Origin of the sequence: Alcanivorax sp. 24, assembly GCF_004360225.1 — a bacterium.
GTDB lineage: Bacteria > Pseudomonadota > Gammaproteobacteria > Pseudomonadales > Alcanivoracaceae > Alloalcanivorax > Alloalcanivorax xiamenensis.
Map to the genome: position 1 here is coordinate 263,532 of NZ_SNUA01000006.1, position 20,609 is coordinate 284,140.

A 20,609-nucleotide genomic window follows, 5' to 3' on the forward strand; every position below is an offset into this window, starting at 1 on the left:
AATGAGTGGCTATGACGGTTTTATGTTGGTTGTTGTATATGGCAGGAAGGGAGGGTGATGCGCGCGTGGGGCCGGGAGTCCGAACCTCGCCCTAACGAAAAAAGGCTCCCGTTTGGGAGCCTTTTCAGGATTGGTGCCGAGGAGAGGACTTGAACCTCCACGGGGTTGCCCCCACTAGCACCTGAAGCTAGCGTGTCTACCAATTTCACCACCTCGGCTTGGCGTGAAAGGCTGAAAAAATCAGGCCGTTCATCGCGAAAGCGCGTGCATTCTAGTATATGATGGCCCGATGTCAAACGGTTTCTGCAAAAAAGTCGTCCCATTTTCTTCATGCCGGTTTCATCTCCGGAGTTCACAACGCCTTGCCAGGGAGACCGGCTTGTCACGCTTTTCCCACGAGCCAAATTGAGGCGCATCAGGCGCCGGCCAACCCATACATTTGTTTTTGAGGGTATTGAATGTCATCAAAAAAACGCTACACGGATCCCCACGCGGATCGGGAAGCGGCGAAATACGAGAATCCGGTTCCCAGCCGAGAGTTGATCCTTGAAGTGTTGAATGACCAGGGCAAGCCGCTGGATCAGCGGCAACTGGCGGAACTGCTGGCGGTGGGTGAAGACGGCCTGGTCGGTCTGGAGCGCCGCCTCAAGGCCATGCTCCGTGACGGCCAACTGGTGGAAAACCGCAACGGTAAACTGGGGATCGTCTCCCGCATGAATCTGGTCGCGGGCACCGTGCAGGGCCATCGCGACGGTTTCGGTTTCCTGATCCCCGATGACCGCGGTCTGTCCGATCTGTTCCTGGCGCCGCGCCAGATGGAAAAGGTCATGGACGGCGACCGGGTGCTGGTGAACGAGGCCGGATTCAACCGCTTTGGCAAGCGCGAGGCGCGCATCGTCGAGATCGCCGAGCGGGCGGTGACCGAGGTGGTCGGCCGATTCCGCCGCGAGGCGGGAGTCAGTTTCATCGAGCCGGAGAACCGGCGTATCGCCAAGGAAGTTCTGGTGGAGGACCATAACGGTCTCAAGCCGAGCCCGGGCGATCATGTGCGCGGGGTCATCACCCAGTACCCCTCGCGTGACCACCATGTGCTGGTGCGCCTGGAGGAGATCATCGCCACCCCGGATCAACCGGGAATGGAAGTGGAAGTGGCGCTGCGCCGTTTTGAGATCCCTCACCAGTGGCCGGAAGGCGTGGAGGAGGCCGCCTCCCGCTTCGGTGTGAACGTGCCCCATGAAGCGAAGGCCCACCGGGTGGATCTGCGCGACCTGCCGTTGGTGACCATCGATGGCGAGGACGCCCGCGATTTCGACGATGCCGTTTACGTGGCCCGCCGCCGCCGCGGCGGCTGGCGTCTGATCGTCGCCATCGCCGACGTCAGCCACTATGTGCATCCCAACAGCCCGCTGGACAACGAAGCCCACAAGCGCGGCAACTCGGTGTACTTCCCCAACCGGGTGGTGCCGATGCTGCCGGAAGCGCTGTCCAACGGACTGTGCTCACTCAACCCCCATGTGGACCGGTTGTGTCTCTACTGTGACATGCTGGTCTCCGCCAACGGCCGGGTGTCGCGTTTCGTGTTCCGTGAAGGGGTGATGCGCTCCCGTCACCGACTGACCTATACCAAGGTCGGGGCGATGATCGAGGAGCCGGAATCCCAGCTGGCGCAGCAAACGGTGGCGTCGCTGGACGACGAGTCCATCGACATGATCTGGTCCTTCCATGAGATGTTCCAGGCCCTGCGCAGCCGCCGGGAGTTGCGGGGCGCCATCGACTTCGACAGTGACGAGAGCCGGATTCTCTACGATGAGAACCAGAAGATCCGCGCCATCGTGCCGGTGGTGCGCAATGTGGCGCACATCATGATCGAGGAGGCGATGTTGGCGGCCAATATCTGTGCCGCCCGCCTGCTGGAGAAATCCGAGGTGGCAACCCTCTATCGTAATCACGAGCCGCCCAAGGAAGAGCGCCTGAGCAACCTGCAGCAGTTCCTCGGCGGACTCGGGCTGAGTCTGGCCTGGTCCGAGGGGGCGATTCTGCCGAGCGTGTTCCAGGCGCTGGGCGAGGATATCGCCGACCGGCCGGACCGGCAGGTGATTCAGACCATGATGTTGCGCTCCATGAGCCAGGCCAAATACGAGGCCGGCAACAAAGGGCACTTTGGTCTGGCCTACAACGCCTACACCCACTTCACCTCGCCGATCCGCCGTTACCCGGATCTGCTGGTGCACCGGGCCATCCGTTATCTGATCCGCTCCGGTGCCGAGAGCCCTCATGTGGACAATCCCGGCGAACTGCCGGCGATTCCGCGCGAACGCATCCTGCCTTACAGTCCGGCGGACATGGTGACCATGGGCGAGCACTGCTCGATGACCGAGCGGCGTGCCGATGATGCCACCCGTGACGTGGTGCAGTGGCTCAAGTGCCAGTATATGGAGGAGCATCTGGGGCAGGAATTCGACGGGGTGATCAGCGGCGTGGCGGCGTTCGGGCTGTTTGTCCAGATCAACGATCTGCATATTGATGGTCTGGTGCACGTGGCCAACCTGGACAGTGATTACTACCGCTTCGATGACGTCAACATGGTGCTGGTGGGGGAATCCTCCGGGCGCCGTTATGGTCTGGGGGACGCGGTCTGCGTGAAGGTGGCCGGAGTGCACACCGAGGAGCGCAAGATCGACCTGGAACTGATCAGTTCCAGTTCCGCCCGGCCGGGCAAGAAGGGCCGTTCCGGCAAGGGCAAGAAGGCCGCCCAGTCATCGAAACAGGCCGCCGAGCCGGCCGCCAGGGGCGGTGGCACTCGTGAAAAACTGGCCAAGGGCGAGATTCCCAAGGACGGCAAGCGTAAGCCCAAGTCCAAATCCGCTCGCCGGGGGCGTCGCCGCGGATGAGCAAGCGTCCCTCCGGCCCGCCCCGGGGTAAATCGGGGTCCCGTAAAGGTGCCATGGACAAGCCGGTGATGTACTCCGGTATCCACGCGGTGGAGTCGCTGCTGCGGCATCGGCCGGAAGCGGTCCTGGAGCTGTTTGTCCTGGACCGCCGGGCCGAACGTGGCGAGGCCCGCCTGGAGGCGTTGATGCAACAGGCGCTGGCGCAGGGCATCGCGGTGCAGTCGGCGCGCCGGGAATCGCTGGAGAAACTGGCGGGGCCGCAGAATCAGGGTGTGGTGGCCCGGGCCCGGCCGCGCGTGCCGGGCGGGGAAGCCGAATTGGCGACCTTGCTGGATGGTCTCGGGCGGCCGCCGTTGCTGCTGATCCTGGAAGGCGTCACGGACCCTCATAACCTGGGGGCCTGCCTGCGCAGCGCCGACGCCGCCGGTGTCGATGCCGTGATTGTGCCACGCCGCCACGCCGCCGGCCTGACGCCGGTGGCCTGCCGCAGTGCCGCCGGCGCCGCCGAGTCGCTGCGTTACTTCGAAGTGGGCAATCTGGCCCAGTTGCTGGAAGCGCTCCGGGAGCGCGGCATCCGTGTGGCCGGGGCGGCGCTGGACCGGCGCAGTGTGTCGCTGTTCGACTACCAGCCCGATCCGGGCCTGGCGGTGGTCATGGGCGCCGAAGGCGAGGGGCTGCGACGTTTGACCCTGGAGCGTTGCGATGACCTGGTGTCGATCCCCATGGCCGGTGACGTGCAGAGTCTGAACGTGTCGGTGGCCACCGGAGTGATGCTGTTTCATATCCGCGCCCGGGATGGGGGCTGATTTGGGGCGGCTCGCATACGCGCACCACGCCGGCACGCCAACACGCTTTGAAAACACTCGGGCATCCCGGGGTAGAGAGTGCCATGGTTTAAGACCATTGAACTCCCGCTTCGGGGCGCATGGCTTCGTGGAAGGAGATGCCGGATCAAGTCCGGCATGACGTTTCCAAGGGTTTTGGGGTTGGCGTGCCAGCGTGCTAGCGAATTACGGGACACCAGTGGCCCATGGACCCCAAGGCTTTTGGCCTTGAGCCCGCGCGCCTTCTGAGCTAGAATCCCCGCCCTTCGCCTGTCGCCGGTCCGGTGGCGGGCGGACCTCCTTGCTTCACCGATATTCGGGAAGCTGCCCAATCCGTAAGGAGCCGACAATGCGTCACTACGAAATCGTGTTCCTGGTTCACCCGGACCAGAGCGAGCAAGTGCCCGCCATGATCGAGCGTTACAGCGCGATCGTTACCGATGGCAAAGGCACGATCCACCGTCTTGAAGACTGGGGCCGCCGCCAACTGGCTTACCCGATCAACAAGATCCACAAAGCACACTACGTGATGCTGAACATCGAATGTGACGGCGAAACCCTCGCCGAGCTGGAAAACACCTTCCGGTTCAACGATGCCGTAATCCGTCACCTCGTGATTCGTCGCGAAAAGGCCATCACCGAGCCGTCCCCGCTGGCGAAAACCAACGAGAAGGAGGAGGCCGCCAGCTGATTTCCGAGCGTAATCACTGCGAGCTCACCGGCATCGTCGTCACCCTTGAAAAGGTGGCCGTAACGCCGGGTGGCGTGCCCCGCCAGCGTCTCTGGCTGGAGCACCGGTCCCGGCAGCTTGAAGACGGCCATCCCCGTGAAGTCCAGGCCCGCATCGGGTTGGTACTCGCCGGCGGCAAGACCGCCCTGGCGAAGCACCTGAAAGAAGGACAACGGGTCAGAGTCGGCGGCTTTCTCAGCCGCGCGGGCTACAAGGGCGAAGCCCGGGACCGTTTGCAGTTGATCGTGGAAACACTGGAGCCCCTGGACTAGGAATCGAGGAGAAAACCATGGCCCGTTTTTATCGCCGTCGCAAATTCTGCCGCTTCACCGCGGAAGGTGTTGAGTACATTGATTTCAAGGATCTCGACACCCTGAAAGCCTACATCACCGAAACCGGCAAGATCGTGCCCAGCCGTATCACCGGCACCAAAGCACGTTATCAGCGCCAGCTGGCCTCCGCGGTCAAGCAGGCCCGCTTCCTGGCGCTGCTGCCGTACTCCGACAGCCACGACAATTAAGCCGAGGGGACCGTCATGCAAGTGATCCTGCTGGAAACCATCAAGAACCTGGGTGATCTGGGCTCCGTGGTGGACGTTCGCCCCGGCTATGGCCGTAACTTCCTGATCCCGCAAGGCAAAGCCCTGCCGGCGACCAAGGACAACCTGGCCGAAGTGGAAGCCCGTCGCGCGGAACTGGAAAAACAAGCCTCCGAGCAACTGGCGGCTGCCCAGGAGCGTGCCGACAAGCTGGCCGAAGCGTCCGTGACCATCGGCGCCAAGTCCGGTGACGAAGGTAAGCTGTTTGGCTCCGTCGGCACCCGCGACATCGCCGACGCCATCACCGAGCAAACTGGTGTGGAAATGTCCAAGGCCGAAGTGAAACTCCCGCACGGCGCGCTGCGTCAAACCGGTGAGTACGAAATCGACCTGGCGTTGCACGCCGATGTGACCGTGACCATCAAGCTGGCGGTGGTACCGGCCGAGTAATCACGGCCGCTATCCCGCACCGGTTTGCCCCTCCCCGGGGCGCGGTGACACAATCAAGGCACTGTCCGACCATCGGGCGGTGCCTTTTTTGTGGCCGCCGTCCATGGCGGCCACCCTGCAGGCCGTCGCTAAAGCGACGTCGAAAATCGTTCCTGGCCATTACTGTCCCACCGTTGTGGAACGGGCCGCTAACACGCAACACGCCGGCACGCCAACACGCTTTGAAAACACTCGGGCATCCCGGGGTAGAGAGTTCCCTGGCTTAAGACCATCGAACTCCCCCTTCGGGGCGCCCTGCGGGGCGTCCAAACGGTGCTCTAAGCACCGTTGTGTGGCCCAGGATCTCCCTCTACAGGGCGCATGGCTTCGTGGAAGGAGATGCTGGATCAAGTCCGGCATGACGGAGTTGCTTTGAATTCGTGTCCCCAAGGCCGGCAAGCGGGCCTTGGCTTTGGCGTGCAGGCGTGTTGCGTGCCAGCGGATGGTGGGGCACTAATCGTTCCTGGCGATTTTTTGTTATGATCGCCTCCTGGCCTTTTTGCATACCATCTGACGGACCCACCATGAACGAGTCTCTTGCGTTGGACGACCATCTTCCCGACAGCCTGCGTATCCCGCCCCATTCCGTGGAAGCGGAACAGGCGGTATTGGGGGGACTGCTGCTCAACAATGAAGCCTGGGATGATGTCGCCGAACGGGTCGGCGAGAAGGACTTCTATCGTAAAGAGCACCGGCTGATCTTCCAGGTTATCGGTCAGTTGGTGGAGGAAGAAAAGCCCAGTGACCTGGTGACCGTTTCCCAGGCTCTGACGCACCGCGGCGAATTGGACGACGTGGGCGGAGCCACCTATCTCTCGGAGCTGGCCCGCAACACGCCGAGTACCGCCAATATCAACGCCTATGCGGAGATCGTTCGCGAGCGCAGTATTTTGCGGCAGTTGATCCAGGTGTCGCACAAGGTGTCGGATCTGGCGTTCAATCCCAAGGGCAAGCCTTCCCTGGAAATTCTGGATACCGCCGAGTCGTCGATTTTCGAGATCGCGGAACAGCAGAAGAAGGGTTCCGGTCCGCAGAATATCAAGTCGGTGTTGAAGAAAGCGGTGGACCGTATCGACGAGCTGTACCGCACCAAGAATTCCCTGACCGGGGTCACCACCGGTTTCGAGGAAATGGACAAGATGACCGCCGGGCTGCAACCGTCGGACATGGTGGTGGTGGCGGGGCGGCCCTCCATGGGTAAGACCACCTTTGCCATGAACCTGTGCGAGAACGTGGCGATCAAAGCCGGCAAGCCGGTGCTGGTGTTCTCCATGGAGATGCCCGCCGACGCCATCGTGATGCGGATGCTGTCCTCCCTGGGGCGCATCAACCAGGGCGCGATCCGCTCCGGTCGCCTGGAGCAGGATGACTGGCCGCGCATCACCTCGGCGATCCAGATGCTCAGCGAGCAGAAATTCTTCATCGACGATACCGCCGCGCTCAGCCCGCTGGAAATGCGCGCCAGAGCCCGCCGGGTGGCGCGGGAATGTGGCGGAGAGATCGGCCTGATCATGGTCGACTATCTGCAGCTGATGCAGGTCCCCGGCGCCGACAACCGGGTCAACGAAATCTCGGAAATCTCCCGGAACCTCAAGGGACTGGCCAAGGAAATGAATTGCCCGGTGATCGCCCTGTCGCAGTTGAACCGCTCCCTGGAACAGCGCCCCAACAAAAGGCCGGTGATGTCCGACCTGCGGGAATCCGGGGCGATCGAGCAGGACGCGGATTTGATCGTGTTCCTCTATCGTGACGAGGTCTACAACAAGGACACGCCGGAGAAGGGCATCGCCGAGATCATCATCGGCAAGCACCGGAACGGGCCCATCGGTACCGTGCGGCTGGCGTTCCGCGGCGAATTCACCCGCTTCGACGATCTGGCGCCGGAGTACTACCAGCAATACCAGGACAACGAATAACCGGGGCGGGAGAGAGCACCATGCGCGGTACCCGGTTACAGATACGGCCAGCGGCTCTGGCCCATAACGCTGGCGTGGCCCGGACCCTGGCGGACGGCGCCCAGGTGTTCGCCATGATCAAGGCCAACGGCTACGGCCATGGCCTGACGTTGGCCGCCGATGCCCTGGCCGGGCAGGTGGATGGCCTGGGCGTGGCGTTGCTGGACGAGGCCCGGGCAGTGCGTGAGCACGGCGTCCGTGAGCCGGTCCTGGTGGCGGAAGGGTTCTTCGACCAGGAGGAGATCGCGGAAGCCTCCCGCCTGGACGTGGAAGTGGTGGTGCATGCGCCCTGGCAGGTGGCGCTGCTGCGCAAGCGGCCGGCGCCCCTGGGCGTATGGTTGAAAATCAATACCGGCATGAATCGGCTGGGCATGGTGCCGGAGCAGGCACGGGAACAGGCGGCGATACTGCGGGCCATCCCTGGTGTGCGGCTGCTCGGCCTGATGAGCCACTTTGCCTGCGCCGATCAGCAGGACGATCCGTTCAGTGAGCAGCAACTGGCGGCGGTGCTGGCACTGTCCGGGGAGCTGGGATTGCCGGTCACCGCCGCCAACTCCGCCGCTCTGATCCGTTATCCGGCGGCGCGCCAGCAGCGGGTCCGGCCCGGCATCATGCTGTACGGGTCGTCGCCGTTCCCGTGGCGCTCCGCCGGCGAATTGGGGCTGCGCCCGACCCAGCGTTTCAGTGCCCGCCTGATCGCCGTGAATCCCATTTACGCTGGCCAGACCGTGGGCTACGGCGCCACCTGGACCGCGCCGGAAAACGGCACCATCGGCGTGGTGGCGGTGGGCTACGGCGACGGCTACCCGCGCCACGCTCCCAATGGCACGCCGGTGGCGGTCAATGGCCGGCGCACCGAGCTGGTCGGCCGGGTCTCCATGGACATGATCACGGTGAGACTGGATGGCCTCGAGGCTCGCGTCGGCGATGAAGTGGAGCTGTGGGGTGACACTGTTTCCGTGGATGACGTGGCCGCCGCCTGCGGTACCATCAGCTACGAGTTATTCTGTCAGGTCACCAGCCGGCCGGAGCGGGTGGTGGACGCCGGACGCCAGGCGCGGAGCCCTTAACCCGCATGGGGTGGTGTTACCTGCCTCCCGTCAGTGTCTTCCCTCCGGCGGCAGGAAGCACCGCGACGGTTTCCGCACCGGGTTAAGCGTCCGGCGTCTGGCCCGGTAAGAAAAGGAGCCTCTTTTGGCGAAGAAGAAAACCGCTTTTGTCTGCACCGAATGCGGTGGGGATTTCCCCAAGTGGCAGGGCCAGTGCCCGGCCTGTGGTCAGTGGAATACCCTGCAGGAATTCGTGGTGGACAGCGCCCCGTCCCGTGCCGGTGGCTCCGCCGGCCGCGGTGGCTTTAGCGGGCAACTGGCGGAAGTGCGCAACCTGGATGAGATCGTCCTCGAGGAAACCCCGCGCATCAGCGCCGGCATGGGCGAGCTGGATCGGGTGCTCGGCGGGGGGCTGGTGCCCGGTTCCGCCATCCTGATCGGCGGACATCCCGGTGCCGGCAAGTCCACCTTGTTGTTGCAGACGCTGTGCCGGCTCGCCCATGCTCATTCCTGTCTTTATGTCACCGGCGAGGAGTCGCTGTCCCAGGTGGCCATGCGCGCCGATCGTTTGAAGCTGCCCAAGGACAAACTGCGTCTGGCGGCGGAAACCGATGTGGAGCGCATCATCGAGCTGGCGCGCAAGGAGCAGCCGCGCCTGCTGGTGGTGGATTCCATTCAGGTCATGTATCTGGCCGGCCTGCAATCGGCGCCGGGTTCCGTGGCTCAGGTGCGCGAGTGCGCGGCGGCGCTGACCCGCTTCGCCAAGCAAACCGGCACCGTGCTGCTGCTGGTGGGGCACGTCACCAAGGACGGCACCCTGGCCGGCCCGAAAGTGCTGGAGCACATGATCGACTGCTCGCTGATGCTGGAGGGCTCTTCCGATTCCCGTTTCCGTACCTTGCGTGGCCTGAAGAACCGTTTCGGCGCGGTCAATGAGCTGGGCGTGTTCGCCATGACTGGCGAGGGGCTCAAGGAAGTGAAGAATCCGTCGGCGATTTTCCTCAACCGCGCGGAGGAGATCGCCCCCGGCTCTCTGGTCACGGTGGTGTGGGAAGGCACCCGGCCATTATTGGTGGAATTGCAGGCGCTGGTGGACGCCAGTCACTTCGGCAATCCCCGTCGCGTTTGTGTCGGTCTGGAGGCCAACCGGCTGGCCATGCTGCTGGCGGTGCTGCACCGCCACGGCGGTATCCAGGTCGGTGACCAGGACGTGTTCGCCAATGTGGTGGGCGGCGTCAAAATCGGAGAAACGTCCGCCGATCTGGCCTTGGTGCTGTCCATTGTTTCCAGCTTCCGTGACCGGCCTTTGGGGCGGGATCTGGTGGTCTTCGGCGAAATCGGATTGTCCGGCGAGATACGCCCGGTGCCGCAGGGCCAGGAGCGGTTGTACGAAGCGGTCAAACATGGGTTCCGCCGCGCCGTGATCCCCAAATCCAATCAGCCGCGCAACCTGCCGGAAGGGGTGGAACTGATCGCCGTGAGCACTCTGGCGGAAGCGTTGGAACAATTGTAATGAGCCGTCCGGCGTCGGCGCTCCGGCGTCCGGTCCGACAAGGGAGCCGTTATGAAAAAGCAATTCGCCGTGCTCGGATTGGGCAGCTTTGGTGAGGCGGTGGCGCTGGAACTGATGCGTCTGGGGCATCAGGTCCTGGGAGTCGATAATCGGGAAGCCCAGGCCAATCGCCTGGTCGACAAACTGACCCAGACGGTGATCGCTGACGCCACCGACGAGGACGCCCTGCGCGAACTGGACCTGGAAAGTTTCGATGCCGTGTTGGTGGCCATCGGCGAGAACATCGAAGCCAGCATCCTTTGCACCATGGCGGTGAAATCCCTGGAGGCGAAGGAAGTGTGGGTCAAGGCGATTACGCCGGTCCACCACCGCATCGTCGAAAAGCTCGGTGCCGACCGTGTTCTGCATCCCGAATACGAAATGGGGTTGCGCGCCGCCCAGACCATGGCGCATCCCAATATGCTCGATTACATCAGCCTGGGCGATAACTACTTCGTCATCGAGATCCGTCCCGGCGAGGTGCTGGAAGACCGCCCGCTATCGGACCTCAAGATCGAGGAGATCGGTGTGCGCCTGCTGGCCATCAAGCATGGTCAGAACGTGGATTTGCAACCGAGTCCGCATCAACGGCTCAAGCGTAACGATCACCTGGTACTGCTGGGTGAAGAACCGGCCTTGCGTCGATTCTCCGAGAGTTTATGAGAACCTGGTTTCCCGGCCTGCGCGCCCGCACCGAGTCGGTCCTGTCCCTGCGTCATCCCTGGCGTTACAGTCCGCCGGCGATTCTGGCCGGCAGTTTCCTGTTGCTGATCGCGATCGGCACCGTCCTGTTGTGGCTGCCGGTCTCCGGCACGCCACCGTTGACGTTTTTCCAGGCTCTGTTCACCGCCTGCTCGGCGGTCACCGTCACCGGTCTGGTGGTGGTGGATACCGGCTCGCATCTCAGTCCGTTCGGGCAATCGGTGGTGCTGGGCCTGATGCAATTGGGCGGCCTCGGCCTGATGACCTTTGCCGCGTTGACGCTGATGGCGCTGGGCGGCCGGTTGGGACTGCGCGGGCAGCGCCTGGTGCGCGAGGCCACCGACCAGACGTCGCCGGCGGACATGCTGGTGCTGGTCAGGCATACCGCGTTGCTGGCGCTGATCATGGAGGCCATTGGCGCCGGATTGCTGAGCGTGGTCTGGATTCCGGAGCTGGGGGTGGCGCGGGGCTTGTGGTTCAGCATTTTTCACAGCGTCTCCGCGTTCAACAACGCCGGTTTCGCCTTACTGCCTGACAGCCTGTCACGGTGGGCCGCCAATCCCATGGTCAACCTGGTGATCACCGCGCTGTTCATCATCGGTGGTCTGGGGTTCACCGTGTTACTGGATCTGTGGCGCAAGCGGCAATGGCGCACGCTCTCCCTGCACAGCAAACTGACTCTGGCCGGTACCCTGGTGTTGTGCCTCGGTGCCTGGTTTCTGGTAATCGGTTTCGAATGGAACAACGCCCGCACTTTTGGAGAACTGCCGGAATCCGGCCGGCTCTGGGCCGCCTGGTTCACCGCGGTGACCCCCCGCACCGCCGGTTTCAATACCGTGGACATGGGCAGTCTGATGGCGCCCACGGTATTGCTGATCATGTTCCTGATGTTCATCGGCGGCGGCAGCAACTCCACCGCTTCCGGTATCAAGGTCAGCACCTTCATGGTGATGCTGTTGGCCACGCGGGCGTTCTTGCGTGGGCGTCAACGGCCCACGGTGTTCCGGCGCGCCATTGCCGTGGAGTCGGTGTTTCGGGCCCAGACCGTGGTCATGCTGAGTTTGCTGGCGGTGGTGCTGAGCGGATTCCTGATGGTGGTGCTGGAGCCGGCGCTGCCAGTGATGGACGTGTTGTTCGAGGCGTTTTCGGCGTTCTCCACGGTGGGGCTGTCCCGGGGGATTACCGGGGAACTGTCCTGGCCGTCGCAGTGTGTGCTTATGCTGCTGATGTTCATGGGCCGCATTGGGCCACTGGCTCTGGCGTTCTCGTTGGCACGGCCACAAACACCGAAATTGCGCTACGTCGAGGACCATGTGCAGATTGGTTAATGAGGCTCTCTGCCCATCCGTATTCGCCAGCAAGCTGGCTTCCCTAAGCGGTCGGTTCCATAACGCTTTGTGGGAAGCTGCCTTGGCAGCGAATACTGGGCGAATTGATATAACGGCACGGCCAATGATTCAGCGTCACTTCAGCCGCCGTTTACGCCACCACAAATAAACGCCGGTGACGAACAGCAGGGCGGGTAACCCACCGGATACCAACACGAGCCAGCGCCCGGGCAGCCCCAGGGCCTCGCCGTTGTGCAGTGGAAACTGCCAGGCCAGCACGGTATCGGCGGCGCCCAGTTTGCGTTCGTCCCACACCTCCAGAACATCGCCGCTGTACTGATCCACCCAGACCGAGCTGGGCGCGTAGCGCTGCCAGTTGGATTCGGGCAGAACATAGGCCAGCCGGTAACTGTCTCGCTCGGAACGTGGCAGGTAGACCCGGCTCAACCGGGCTCCGGGAAAGACCGGGGCGGCGGCGGCAACCGCCTGGTCCAGGTCCACCGGAGCGGAGCCTGATGGCGTCGATTGCGGTTGAGGTGTCGGCGTCACCGTGGCCAGCGCGGCGACGGCAGCGGTGATCGGTGCGCGAAACACCATGAACACCCCGGACAGCGCCACCACCAGCAGCACTGGAAACAGGTACAAACCGAGTGCGCCGTGCAGGTCGAAATAGAAGCGGAAACGGCCCTTGCCACGTTCAATGGCGAGGGCGCGCCGCCAGCGGCCGCGTTTGGGCCAGCGCAGATACACCCCTGTAATCGCGAACAGCGCCAGCAGAATGCCGCATGCACCGACCACGTACTTGCCGGTGGTGCCGCCAAGCAGGGTGTAGTGCAGCCGATAGATCCAGGTCATCGGATACGCACCCCAGGCGCGCACGGTGGCGACCTCGCCGGTGTAGGGATCCACATTGACTTGCAGCGGTCCTGGCGCGTCCATTGGGGTATCGAAACGGACCATATGGTAATCGCCACTGGTGCCGGGCAGATAGAGCCGACGGGGTTCGGCGCCGTCCGCTGCCTCGCTGGCATTAGCGAGTATCTGGTTGAGGGGCAGAGAGGACTGGCCGGCCGGCGTGGTCAGTGCCGGCGTCAGCCATTGGTCCAACTGCGGGTAGAACACCAGCAGACTGCCGGTGATGCCGATCAGGGCGAGCAACAGGCCCGACCCCAGACCGGCGTACAGATGCAGGGAAAAGATCAGCCTGCGCATAACAGGTTATGGCCCTTAGAAATCCAGATTGTAGCCTATGGTAAAGACTCGCCCTCTGCCTTTGAAATATTGGTCGGACCGGGTGGTGGCACTTTGCGAGAAGTAGGTGAAGTAGTCCTGGTCAAGAAAGTTCTCGATGCCGGCGTTGAGTTGCCCTTTGGGCAGACGATAAGCCAGCGACAGGTCAAACAGGTTGTAGCCGTCGAACTTTTTTTCCGGGTCATTGAAATCGAGACTGAAATAACGGGTGCCCTGAAGGTAGGTACTGAAGCGGTCTGTCCAGCGTGCCTGCCAGCTCAAAGTGAGATGATCGGGGGGAATGTCACGTGCTCCCATGCGCGTGTCGACGTGGTTGTCGTCATCGCTGTCATACTTGCCACTAACGTGGGCGTAGCTGGCGCCGAGGCGATGGCCTTCACGGAATGCCCAGCCCAGACTGGCTTCGGCACCGTGAATTTCCGTTTTCTGTCGCTGCACCTCAAACACGCCAGTGGCCGGGTTTTCGGACAGGCGCGAGCCGAGATCAGCATCGGAGCGAAAATAACTGGCTTCGAAGTCCACTGGCCCTTGAACCACCCTTATGCCCGCTTCCTTATTGTCGGTGACGATAGGGCGAAGGTCGAGGAAAGTGTCGACGCTTTGACCGGGCACCGAAATGGCTCGCAGAACCCGTCCCACATCTGGCATGCCGAAGCCTTCGGAATAATTGGCGAAGAGCTGAACGGCTTCGGTGATCTGGAACGTCACGCCGGCATTATAAAGGGTATCGTCAAAGCTGGGGTTGCCGCCCTCAACGGCCACTCCCGGCTTGCTTGCTGGAGGGTTGGTGGCGTTGTATTGATAAATGGTGGTGAAGTCATCCACATTCAGTTTGGCGTATTCGTAACGGGCGCCGCCATGAATCGTAATACGGTCAGTGGCCTTGTACTGCGCTTGCAGGAAAGGTGCGATGTTTCGGAATTGAGTCTCCGGAACCCAGTCGCGATCAGTCTGAATCAAGCGCTGACGGGTTTCGTCTTGCAACAGATCCAGACCGGTGGTGAGCTTGAGCCGGTCATCCAGCAAACCGTCCCGAATCAGCGTGAATTTGGCGCCCACTTTGTCGGACTCATTTTGTGATTGCTCCACCAGAGTTCCAGTTGGCGCAATGTTCGGATCTTGCAGGTAGGTGGTATCCGCTCCATAACGAGCCCGGAAACGTTGGGTGTAGAGCCGAGCCTGAATGTTGTTGCCAAGAAAATTCATATTTTTGTACGACAGGCTGGAGGTCCATACATCATTGTTGACCGGATCTCCGAGGCCTGCCGCCTTTCGGGAGGTAGTGGGAATGCCAATGTCGCGGTCCCCCGGGACCTCCTGGTAATCGTGATTGCTTTCCAGGAAAAAGCGATTAATGCTCAGTTCCACATTCTGGTTATCATCGATCCAGTAACCGACCTTCACCATCACGTCATGGCTTTGCGAATCCATGATATCGCCCTGGGCATTGTCCACACCGATGGTTTTGCCGTCGGCGTCGTAGAACATTCCCCTGGATTGATAGGTGACACCCGCCAGGAAATCCCAGTTGTCGTGAAGGCCTTCGAGACGATAATTGAGTTTGTAACCCAGCCCGTCTGAATCGAAATCATCGGGGGAGGTGAGCATGGCGCCGGCATGCTGCCGGGTTTGAGTGCCCTGCGGACGACGGGTAACGAAGTTGATGATGCCGCCGGTCGCCCCCAGTCCATGTTCCGCGGTGGCGCCATGAATCACCTCAATGCGCTCCACCAGAGATAAGTCCAGGGTATAGCCGTCCCGCGACCCCGGCCTCAGAGGGTTGGACTGAGGAATGCCGTCGACCATATAAAGGGGGGCGCGTCCACGGAGCGTCTGGCCAGCGCCGCTGAGCTTTTGCCGGCTGGGACTGAAGGATGGGATCAGATTGCTGAGGACCTGAGCTTGATCACCGGTGATGGCGAGCTGCTCATCAAGTTGCTGACGGGTAATAATGGTCACTTTCTGAGGTGTTTCCCCGACCTTTTCCTGGGAGCGGCTGGCGGTGACCGTGACGGCGTCCAGTTTGTGAGGATCGTTTTGTGCCATGGCCACGGTGGTCATGGTCAGTGACAGTAAGGCAGCAGGCAAGCCGAGGCGCGGAGGGCGCATGGGCGTTCTCCATTTTGTTGGTAATCGTTATGTATGATTTGTAAGGGTGAGGCGACACTAAGAGAAATGAGAATCGTTGTCTATTGCGAAATGGTTAAAGCCGCTCTATGAAGCTCCAAGAGCAAAGCAGGGGGGGGAGTGCCCCGCTTGATTGACGCCCGTCCAGCCTGCGGCGGGTTACTGATCGGTTGGAAGCCCGTTTAGTGACCAGTCGTACGGTAGAAACCGAATAGCCAGCCGATTGTCACGCAGCAGATCAGCATCCCTGGTGGTCAGCCCGAGAGGGCCGGAGTAATCGGCAAGCCAGGCTCCCAGGTCGCCGGCGGCATTGGCGAAGTCGTCGCGGTACCATTTGAAGATCGAGGACACCGAGAGGCGTCGGCTTTCTTGATCGAACTGATTGCGGCTGCGATCGGAGAGGAAGCGGTGAGTGCTGTCCTCCAGTTGCCAGTCGAGCCGCTCGCTGGTGTAGGCCTCCGGTCGCAGTGCCGGACAGCCTATCGAAGCGCAGTTCACGGCAAAATGAATGCGCGGATCCATGAGGTCCGGATTGTCGCGAATCAGGCCGTGCTCCACCTCATCCAGGGTGCGACGCTCTCCCAGCAGGGTGAAGAAGCGCTGATCCCAGGGCCCGGAAAACAGGCCGCCGATATCGCGGATGGAATCGGGGTGGGGCGTCTGGTCCAGGATCAGTCGCAGGGTAAAGGCATTGTAGGCGTTGATCAGAAAGGCCAGCTGTTGATTGCGGTCGAAGTCCTGGAATTGGCGCTCGGACACTGTGCTCAGATCATCCAGATAGCGATCCAGGCGGGGCCGGTCGGCGGCCATGCCCTGATAATCCACCCGTGAGGCGACGCCGCCACGTACCCAGTGCACGTGCTTTTTCAGCAGCGTGTCCCAGTCGCCATGGTCGAAGGCGATGGCGGTATGAGTGAACAGAACCAGGGCGATGGTGAGTAACGGTCGCATCAATACCTCCGTCAACGCCGCCAGTCATGAAAGCGTTCCACCCAACGCAGAAGACGCTCCGGTTTGTGGTTTTTCTTCCACTCTCCGGCGGCGTACTTGTTGGCTTCCGACAGGGTCGGATAGATGTGGATAGTGCCAAGAATTTTGTTCAACCCAAGGCCGTGCTTCATCGCCAGTACATATTCGCTGATCAGATCGGAAGCGGACTCGCCGACGATGGTGACGCCGAGAATATGATCCTTGCCCGGGGGCGTGAGTACCTTGACGAAACCTTGGGCGACGCCGTCGGCGATGGCCCGGTCCAGGTCATCAATTCCGTAGCGGGTGACTTCGTATTCAATACCCTGTTGCCGGGCTTCCTCTTCGCTCAGTCCCACCCGTGCCACTTCCGGGCTGGTGAAGGTGGCCCAGGGGATCACCCGGTAATCCACCTTGAAACGCTTCACGCCGCGGAACAGCGCGTTCACCGCCGCGTACCAGGCCTGGTGAGCGGCGGTATGGGTGAATTGATAAGGGCCGGCCACGTCTCCGCAGGCATAAATGTTGGGGAAGCGGGCCTGCAGGTACTCATTCACGGCGACGGTGCCGTTGGCCCCGGTGGGGATGCCCAGATCCGGCAGGCCCAGGCCCTCGGTGTGAGCCCGGCGCCCCACGGCCACCAGCACGGTGTCGAAGGGCAGGGCGATTTCCTCCCCGTCGTGTTCCGCATACAAAATGGACTGGCCGTCTTCCACTTCAAAGCGCAGCGCCTTGTGGCCGGTCAGCACCTTGACGCCGCTGTCTTCCAGAGCGGCTTTCACCAGGGTGGCGGCGTCTTCATCTTCCTTTGGCATCAGGCGCGGGAGCATCTCCACCTGAGTCACGCGGCTGCCGAGCCGGGCGAAGGCCTGCGCCAGTTCACAGCCGATCGGGCCGCCGCCCAGGACCAGCAGGCGTTCGGGCAAGTGGTCACGTTGCCAAAGTGTGTCCGAGGTGACCACGTCCACTTGATCCAGGCCCGCGATGGGTGGGATGAAGGGCGAGGCGCCGGTGGCAATGATGATAGAGCGGGCGGTGAGGCGCTGGCGGCCTTGCGCGCCCTGTATCTCCACTTCCCACGGGGTCAACAGACGGGCTTCTCCCCGCAGACACTCCACCCCCAGTCCGGTGTACCGCTCCACCGAGTCGTGCGGTGCGATGTCGCCAATCACCCGCCGGATGCGCGCCATGATGCTGGCGAACTCAAAGCGGGGTTGAATCTGGTCGAAGCCATAGTGGTCGGCCTGCCGGGCCAGATGTGCGATCCGGGCGCTCTTCAGCAGCGCTTTTGAGGGTACGCAGCCCGTGTTGAGGCAGTCGCCACCCATCTGGTGTTTCTCCACCAGGGTGACTTTGGCCTTCACCGTGGCGCCAATATACGCACTGACCAGACCGGCGGAGCCGCCACCGATCACGATCAGGTTGCGGTCGAAGTGACGGGGTTTGCGGTAGTCCCGGTAAACCCGCCGTGCCTGCCAGCGCTGGATCAGTCCACGTGCCAGCCAGGGGAACAGACCAAGCAGAACGAAGGCGCCGATCAGGCCCGGAGATAACAGGCCAGACAGGCTTTGCAGCTGGCCGAGCTGAGTGCCAGCATTCACATACACGGCGGTGCCCGCCAGCATGCCCAGCTGGCTGACCCAGTAGAAAGTGGCGGCGCGAATCCCTGTCAAACCCATCAGAAGGTTAATGATGAAGAACGGAAAGACCGGGATCAGACGCAGCGTGAACAGGTAAAAGGGGCCGTCCTTTTCCATGCCCGCGTTGATCTTCTTCAGCCGCTCGCCGAAGCGGGCCTGCACGGAATCGCGGAACAGAAAACGGGAAGCCAGGAACGCCAGGGTGGCCCCCAGGCTGGAAGCGAAGGAAACCAGGATCAGCGCCCGCCAGAACCCGAACAAGGCCCCCGCCGCCAGCGTCAGGATGGCGGCACCCGGTAAGCTGAGAGCCGTGACCAGTACATACAAGACAAAGAACCCGCCAAGCACCGTTACCGGATGATCCTGCAGCAATTGTTGGAAGGCGGCCTGCTGGGCTTTCACATAATCCAAGCTCAGATATTGGCCCAGATCCAGCAGAAAATAAGCCGCCACCAGCGCCGTGATCAGAAACAGCAGGAGTCCTTTTTTCAGGTTCATCGTCACCTCGTCGGGATCCTCAGCAACAGCCGCCGCCGGAAGATGGGGTTGTGTCGTTGAAGGGCGGATTCAGGCCGCAATCCTGAAATATGCCGTAATGAGTGCTGAAATCGCCAATGTAGTCGAAATGGGAACGGAAGCGGCTTTCCGCCAACATGCGCCAACTGTTGCCGCATACCGGGAAAACCTTGCCGGTGGGCAGATAGTGATGGCCATCCAGCAGGAAGCCATGCGGTTGTTCCGCCACCGTGCCCTTGTAGACCACCGCCTGGCCATAGTCTTCGCAAGCCGGTTCCAGGCCGTCGAGATTGAACAGCCGGTAGGTGGCCGAGTAAAAGCGAATGTCGCCCAGTTTGGCTTCGATGGCCGGGTTGTCGATGGTCAGGCGGCGCGATTCCACCAATCTGGGATCGGCGAAACCACAGTCCTTGCTCAGATTGAGGAAATCATTCCAGTACAGTGCGCCCGACAGACATTCGCCGTAGAGTACCGGGTCCCGGGTGAGTGCCGCCGGCACTCGCCGGTCCGCGTACACATCGGAGAAATAGAACTCGCCGCCGGGTTTCAGCAGCCGTTTCAGGTCGGTCAGCACCTTGGCCTTGTCGGTGCTGAGATTGATCACGCAGTTGGAAACCACCACGTCGAACCCGCCGGGTTCCAGATCCAGTTGATCCAGTTCCTCGATAAAGCCCTTAAGAAACATAACGTTACTGTGGCCATGACCGAACTGGTCACGGTGAAAATCCTGATGGCGGCGGGCTACCGCCAATTGTTCCTCGGTCATGTCCACGCCCACCACCGAACCCCGCTCGCCGACCAGGGCGGAAAGCAGATACGCGTCACGGCCGGAACCGCAGCCCAGATCGAGCACCCGGGTCCCCTCCAGCGCGGCCGGTGCCACCAGGCCACAACCATAGTAGCGACTGATCACTTCGTCATGGAGCCGTGTCAGCAGCGGTTTCAGATGTTCCGGCGGCGTCTGATCACAGCAGGCGTTGGTTTGCAGATCGTCGCTGCCGGAGAGGTGTTTGCCGTAATAATCCTGAACCTCGTCTCTCATTGCTGTCTTCCTTTATCGGTTCCATGAATTGGATGCCCGGCGACGGCGATTGTTACGGAGCACTGAGTCCGCCACGGTATACAGAAAAACACATCGGAGCTCTTGTTATCGATAATTGATGATGGTTATCATTTCCATTCGTCGTCCAGTTTCCCATTCTGCCCATGCGGCAGCCCGGTTGCCTATGTCCGACCCTTCACTGGAGACGCTTTACCGGCATCATCATAACTGGCTGCGAGCGGTGCTGTACCGGCGCTCGGGCTGCTCCGAGCTGGCCGCCGACCTGGCCCAGGATACCTTCGCGCGGTTGCTGCGCCGTGAAGACGACATTGCCGCTATCCGCGAACCGAAGGCCTTTCTTGGCCGTATCGCCAATGGACTGCTGGCCAATTACTGGCGCCGCAAAGCCATTGAGCAGGCCTACCTGGAGACGCTCCAGCAACAGCCCGAGCCTGTCGCGATATCGCCGGAAGCCTGCTACCTGGTGGTCGAGACCCTTTATCGCATTGACGTATTGCTGGATGCCTTGCCTTCCAGGGTGCGGCGGGCTTTCCTGATGTCCCGCCTGGATGGCATGCGCTATGTCGATATCGCCGCGCGGTTGGTGGTGTCGGAAAGGACGGTGCGCAATTACATCGAGCAGGCCATGTTTCACTGCTTGAAGGCGGATCCGGGGCTGCTGCCGTGAGCAACGCCGAAGTCTCAGAGGAGGCGTTGGAGCACGCCGCCCGCTGGTTCGCCCTTCTCGGTGATGGCGATGTCAGTGACGAGGACCGGGAACGCTGGCACCGGTGGCTCGCTGCCAGCGCCGATAACCAACGAGCCTGGGACAAGGTGGAGCGAATAGACCGCGCCTTTCATGCCATGCCGGTAAAGTCCGTGGGTGACATTCTGAGCCTGTCTCTGATACCCATCTCCGAGCCCGCAAGACCGGCCTCAACATCTTAGTCCGTCTTCTGTTTGAAAAAAACCAGAATAGTACGATATATTGGGAAGTCATTGTGCA

At 61.8% G+C, this 20,609-nt stretch carries 18 protein-coding genes and 1 tRNA gene; 13 read left to right on the plus strand and 6 right to left on the minus strand.

All coding sequences use genetic code 11. The annotated features are described in order from the left end of the window. Positions 1–131: 131 nt before the first annotated feature. Positions 132–218, minus strand: a tRNA-Leu gene (locus E0L37_RS10840). A gap of 240 nt (positions 219–458) precedes the next feature. Between E0L37_RS10840 and rnr the strand changes: the two genes are divergently transcribed. From rnr to E0L37_RS10895, 11 genes are all read left to right on the plus strand, one after another. Beyond that, positions 459–2,891: a ribonuclease R gene (gene rnr / locus E0L37_RS10845; protein WP_133491751.1), complete on the plus strand. Its 2,433-nt coding sequence runs from the start codon at positions 459–461 to the stop codon at positions 2,889–2,891. Positions 2,892–2,944: 53 nt separating this feature from the next. Further along, positions 2,945–3,697, plus strand: a complete 753-nt coding sequence (gene rlmB, locus E0L37_RS10850; RefSeq protein WP_133491783.1) for a 23S rRNA (guanosine(2251)-2'-O)-methyltransferase RlmB — start codon at positions 2,945–2,947, stop codon at positions 3,695–3,697. A 367-nt stretch (positions 3,698–4,064) separates the two neighbouring features. Beyond that, positions 4,065–4,406, plus strand: a complete 342-nt coding sequence (rpsF, locus tag E0L37_RS10855; RefSeq protein WP_133491752.1) for a 30S ribosomal protein S6 — start codon at positions 4,065–4,067, stop codon at positions 4,404–4,406. After that, positions 4,406–4,717 (plus strand): primosomal replication protein N, encoded by a 312-nt coding sequence (priB, locus tag E0L37_RS10860; protein ID WP_133491753.1) that lies wholly within the window; start codon positions 4,406–4,408, stop codon positions 4,715–4,717. The genes rpsF and priB overlap by 1 nt, the downstream gene beginning before the upstream one ends. A gap of 17 nt (positions 4,718–4,734) precedes the next feature. Beyond that, on the plus strand, positions 4,735–4,965 hold the full coding sequence (rpsR, locus tag E0L37_RS10865; RefSeq protein WP_014993157.1) for a 30S ribosomal protein S18: 231 nt from the start codon (positions 4,735–4,737) through the stop codon (positions 4,963–4,965). A gap of 15 nt (positions 4,966–4,980) precedes the next feature. Next, positions 4,981–5,433 carry a 50S ribosomal protein L9 gene (gene rplI, locus E0L37_RS10870; RefSeq protein ID WP_133491754.1) on the plus strand — a complete coding sequence of 151 codons (453 nt, stop codon included), beginning with the start codon at positions 4,981–4,983 and terminating at the stop codon, positions 5,431–5,433. Between the two features lie 563 nt (positions 5,434–5,996). Beyond that, the gene (dnaB, locus tag E0L37_RS10875) at positions 5,997–7,388 is read left to right on the plus strand and encodes a replicative DNA helicase (protein ID WP_022993838.1); all 1,392 of its coding nucleotides are present in this window, start codon (positions 5,997–5,999) and stop codon (positions 7,386–7,388) included. 20 nt (positions 7,389–7,408) lie between these two features. Further along, positions 7,409–8,497: an alanine racemase gene (alr, locus tag E0L37_RS10880; RefSeq protein ID WP_133491755.1), complete on the plus strand. Its 1,089-nt coding sequence runs from the start codon at positions 7,409–7,411 to the stop codon at positions 8,495–8,497. Between the two features lie 124 nt (positions 8,498–8,621). Beyond that, the gene (gene radA / locus E0L37_RS10885; protein ID WP_133491756.1) at positions 8,622–9,989 is read left to right on the plus strand and encodes a DNA repair protein RadA; all 1,368 of its coding nucleotides are present in this window, start codon (positions 8,622–8,624) and stop codon (positions 9,987–9,989) included. Between the two features lie 51 nt (positions 9,990–10,040). Beyond that, positions 10,041–10,691, plus strand: a complete 651-nt coding sequence (locus E0L37_RS10890; protein WP_133491757.1) for a TrkA family potassium uptake protein — start codon at positions 10,041–10,043, stop codon at positions 10,689–10,691. Continuing rightward, positions 10,688–12,058 (plus strand): TrkH family potassium uptake protein, encoded by a 1,371-nt coding sequence (locus E0L37_RS10895; protein WP_133491758.1) that lies wholly within the window; start codon positions 10,688–10,690, stop codon positions 12,056–12,058. Before E0L37_RS10890 ends, E0L37_RS10895 begins: the two co-directional genes overlap by 4 nt. 135 nt (positions 12,059–12,193) lie before the next feature. Here the strand turns inward: E0L37_RS10895 and E0L37_RS10900 are convergent, their stop codons facing one another. The 5 genes from E0L37_RS10900 to E0L37_RS10920 form a co-directional block, all read right to left on the minus strand. Then, entirely contained in the window at positions 12,194–13,270 is a 1,077-nt protein-coding gene (locus E0L37_RS10900; RefSeq protein WP_133491759.1) for a PepSY domain-containing protein, read from the minus strand. Between the two features lie 15 nt (positions 13,271–13,285). Next, complete coding sequence (locus E0L37_RS10905; RefSeq protein WP_133491760.1) at positions 13,286–15,418, minus strand: TonB-dependent receptor; 2,133 nt, start codon at positions 15,416–15,418, stop codon at positions 13,286–13,288. 177 nt (positions 15,419–15,595) lie between these two features. After that, on the minus strand, positions 15,596–16,387 hold the full coding sequence (locus E0L37_RS10910; protein WP_133491761.1) for a DUF547 domain-containing protein: 792 nt from the start codon (positions 16,385–16,387) through the stop codon (positions 15,596–15,598). An 11-nt stretch (positions 16,388–16,398) separates the two neighbouring features. Next, complete coding sequence (locus E0L37_RS10915) at positions 16,399–18,543, minus strand: FAD-dependent oxidoreductase (protein ID WP_133491762.1); 2,145 nt, start codon at positions 18,541–18,543, stop codon at positions 16,399–16,401. A gap of 19 nt (positions 18,544–18,562) precedes the next feature. Then, the gene (locus E0L37_RS10920; RefSeq protein WP_133491763.1) at positions 18,563–19,603 is read right to left on the minus strand and encodes a methyltransferase domain-containing protein; all 1,041 of its coding nucleotides are present in this window, start codon (positions 19,601–19,603) and stop codon (positions 18,563–18,565) included. A 184-nt stretch (positions 19,604–19,787) separates the two neighbouring features. On the opposite strand from E0L37_RS10920, the gene E0L37_RS10925 reads away from it, so the two are divergent. Then, positions 19,788–20,291, plus strand: a complete 504-nt coding sequence (locus E0L37_RS10925; RefSeq protein WP_133491764.1) for a sigma-70 family RNA polymerase sigma factor — start codon at positions 19,788–19,790, stop codon at positions 20,289–20,291. Then, positions 20,288–20,551, plus strand: a complete 264-nt coding sequence (locus tag E0L37_RS10930) for a DUF4880 domain-containing protein (RefSeq protein WP_166643041.1) — start codon at positions 20,288–20,290, stop codon at positions 20,549–20,551. Before E0L37_RS10925 ends, E0L37_RS10930 begins: the two co-directional genes overlap by 4 nt. Positions 20,552–20,609 lie beyond the last annotated feature (58 nt).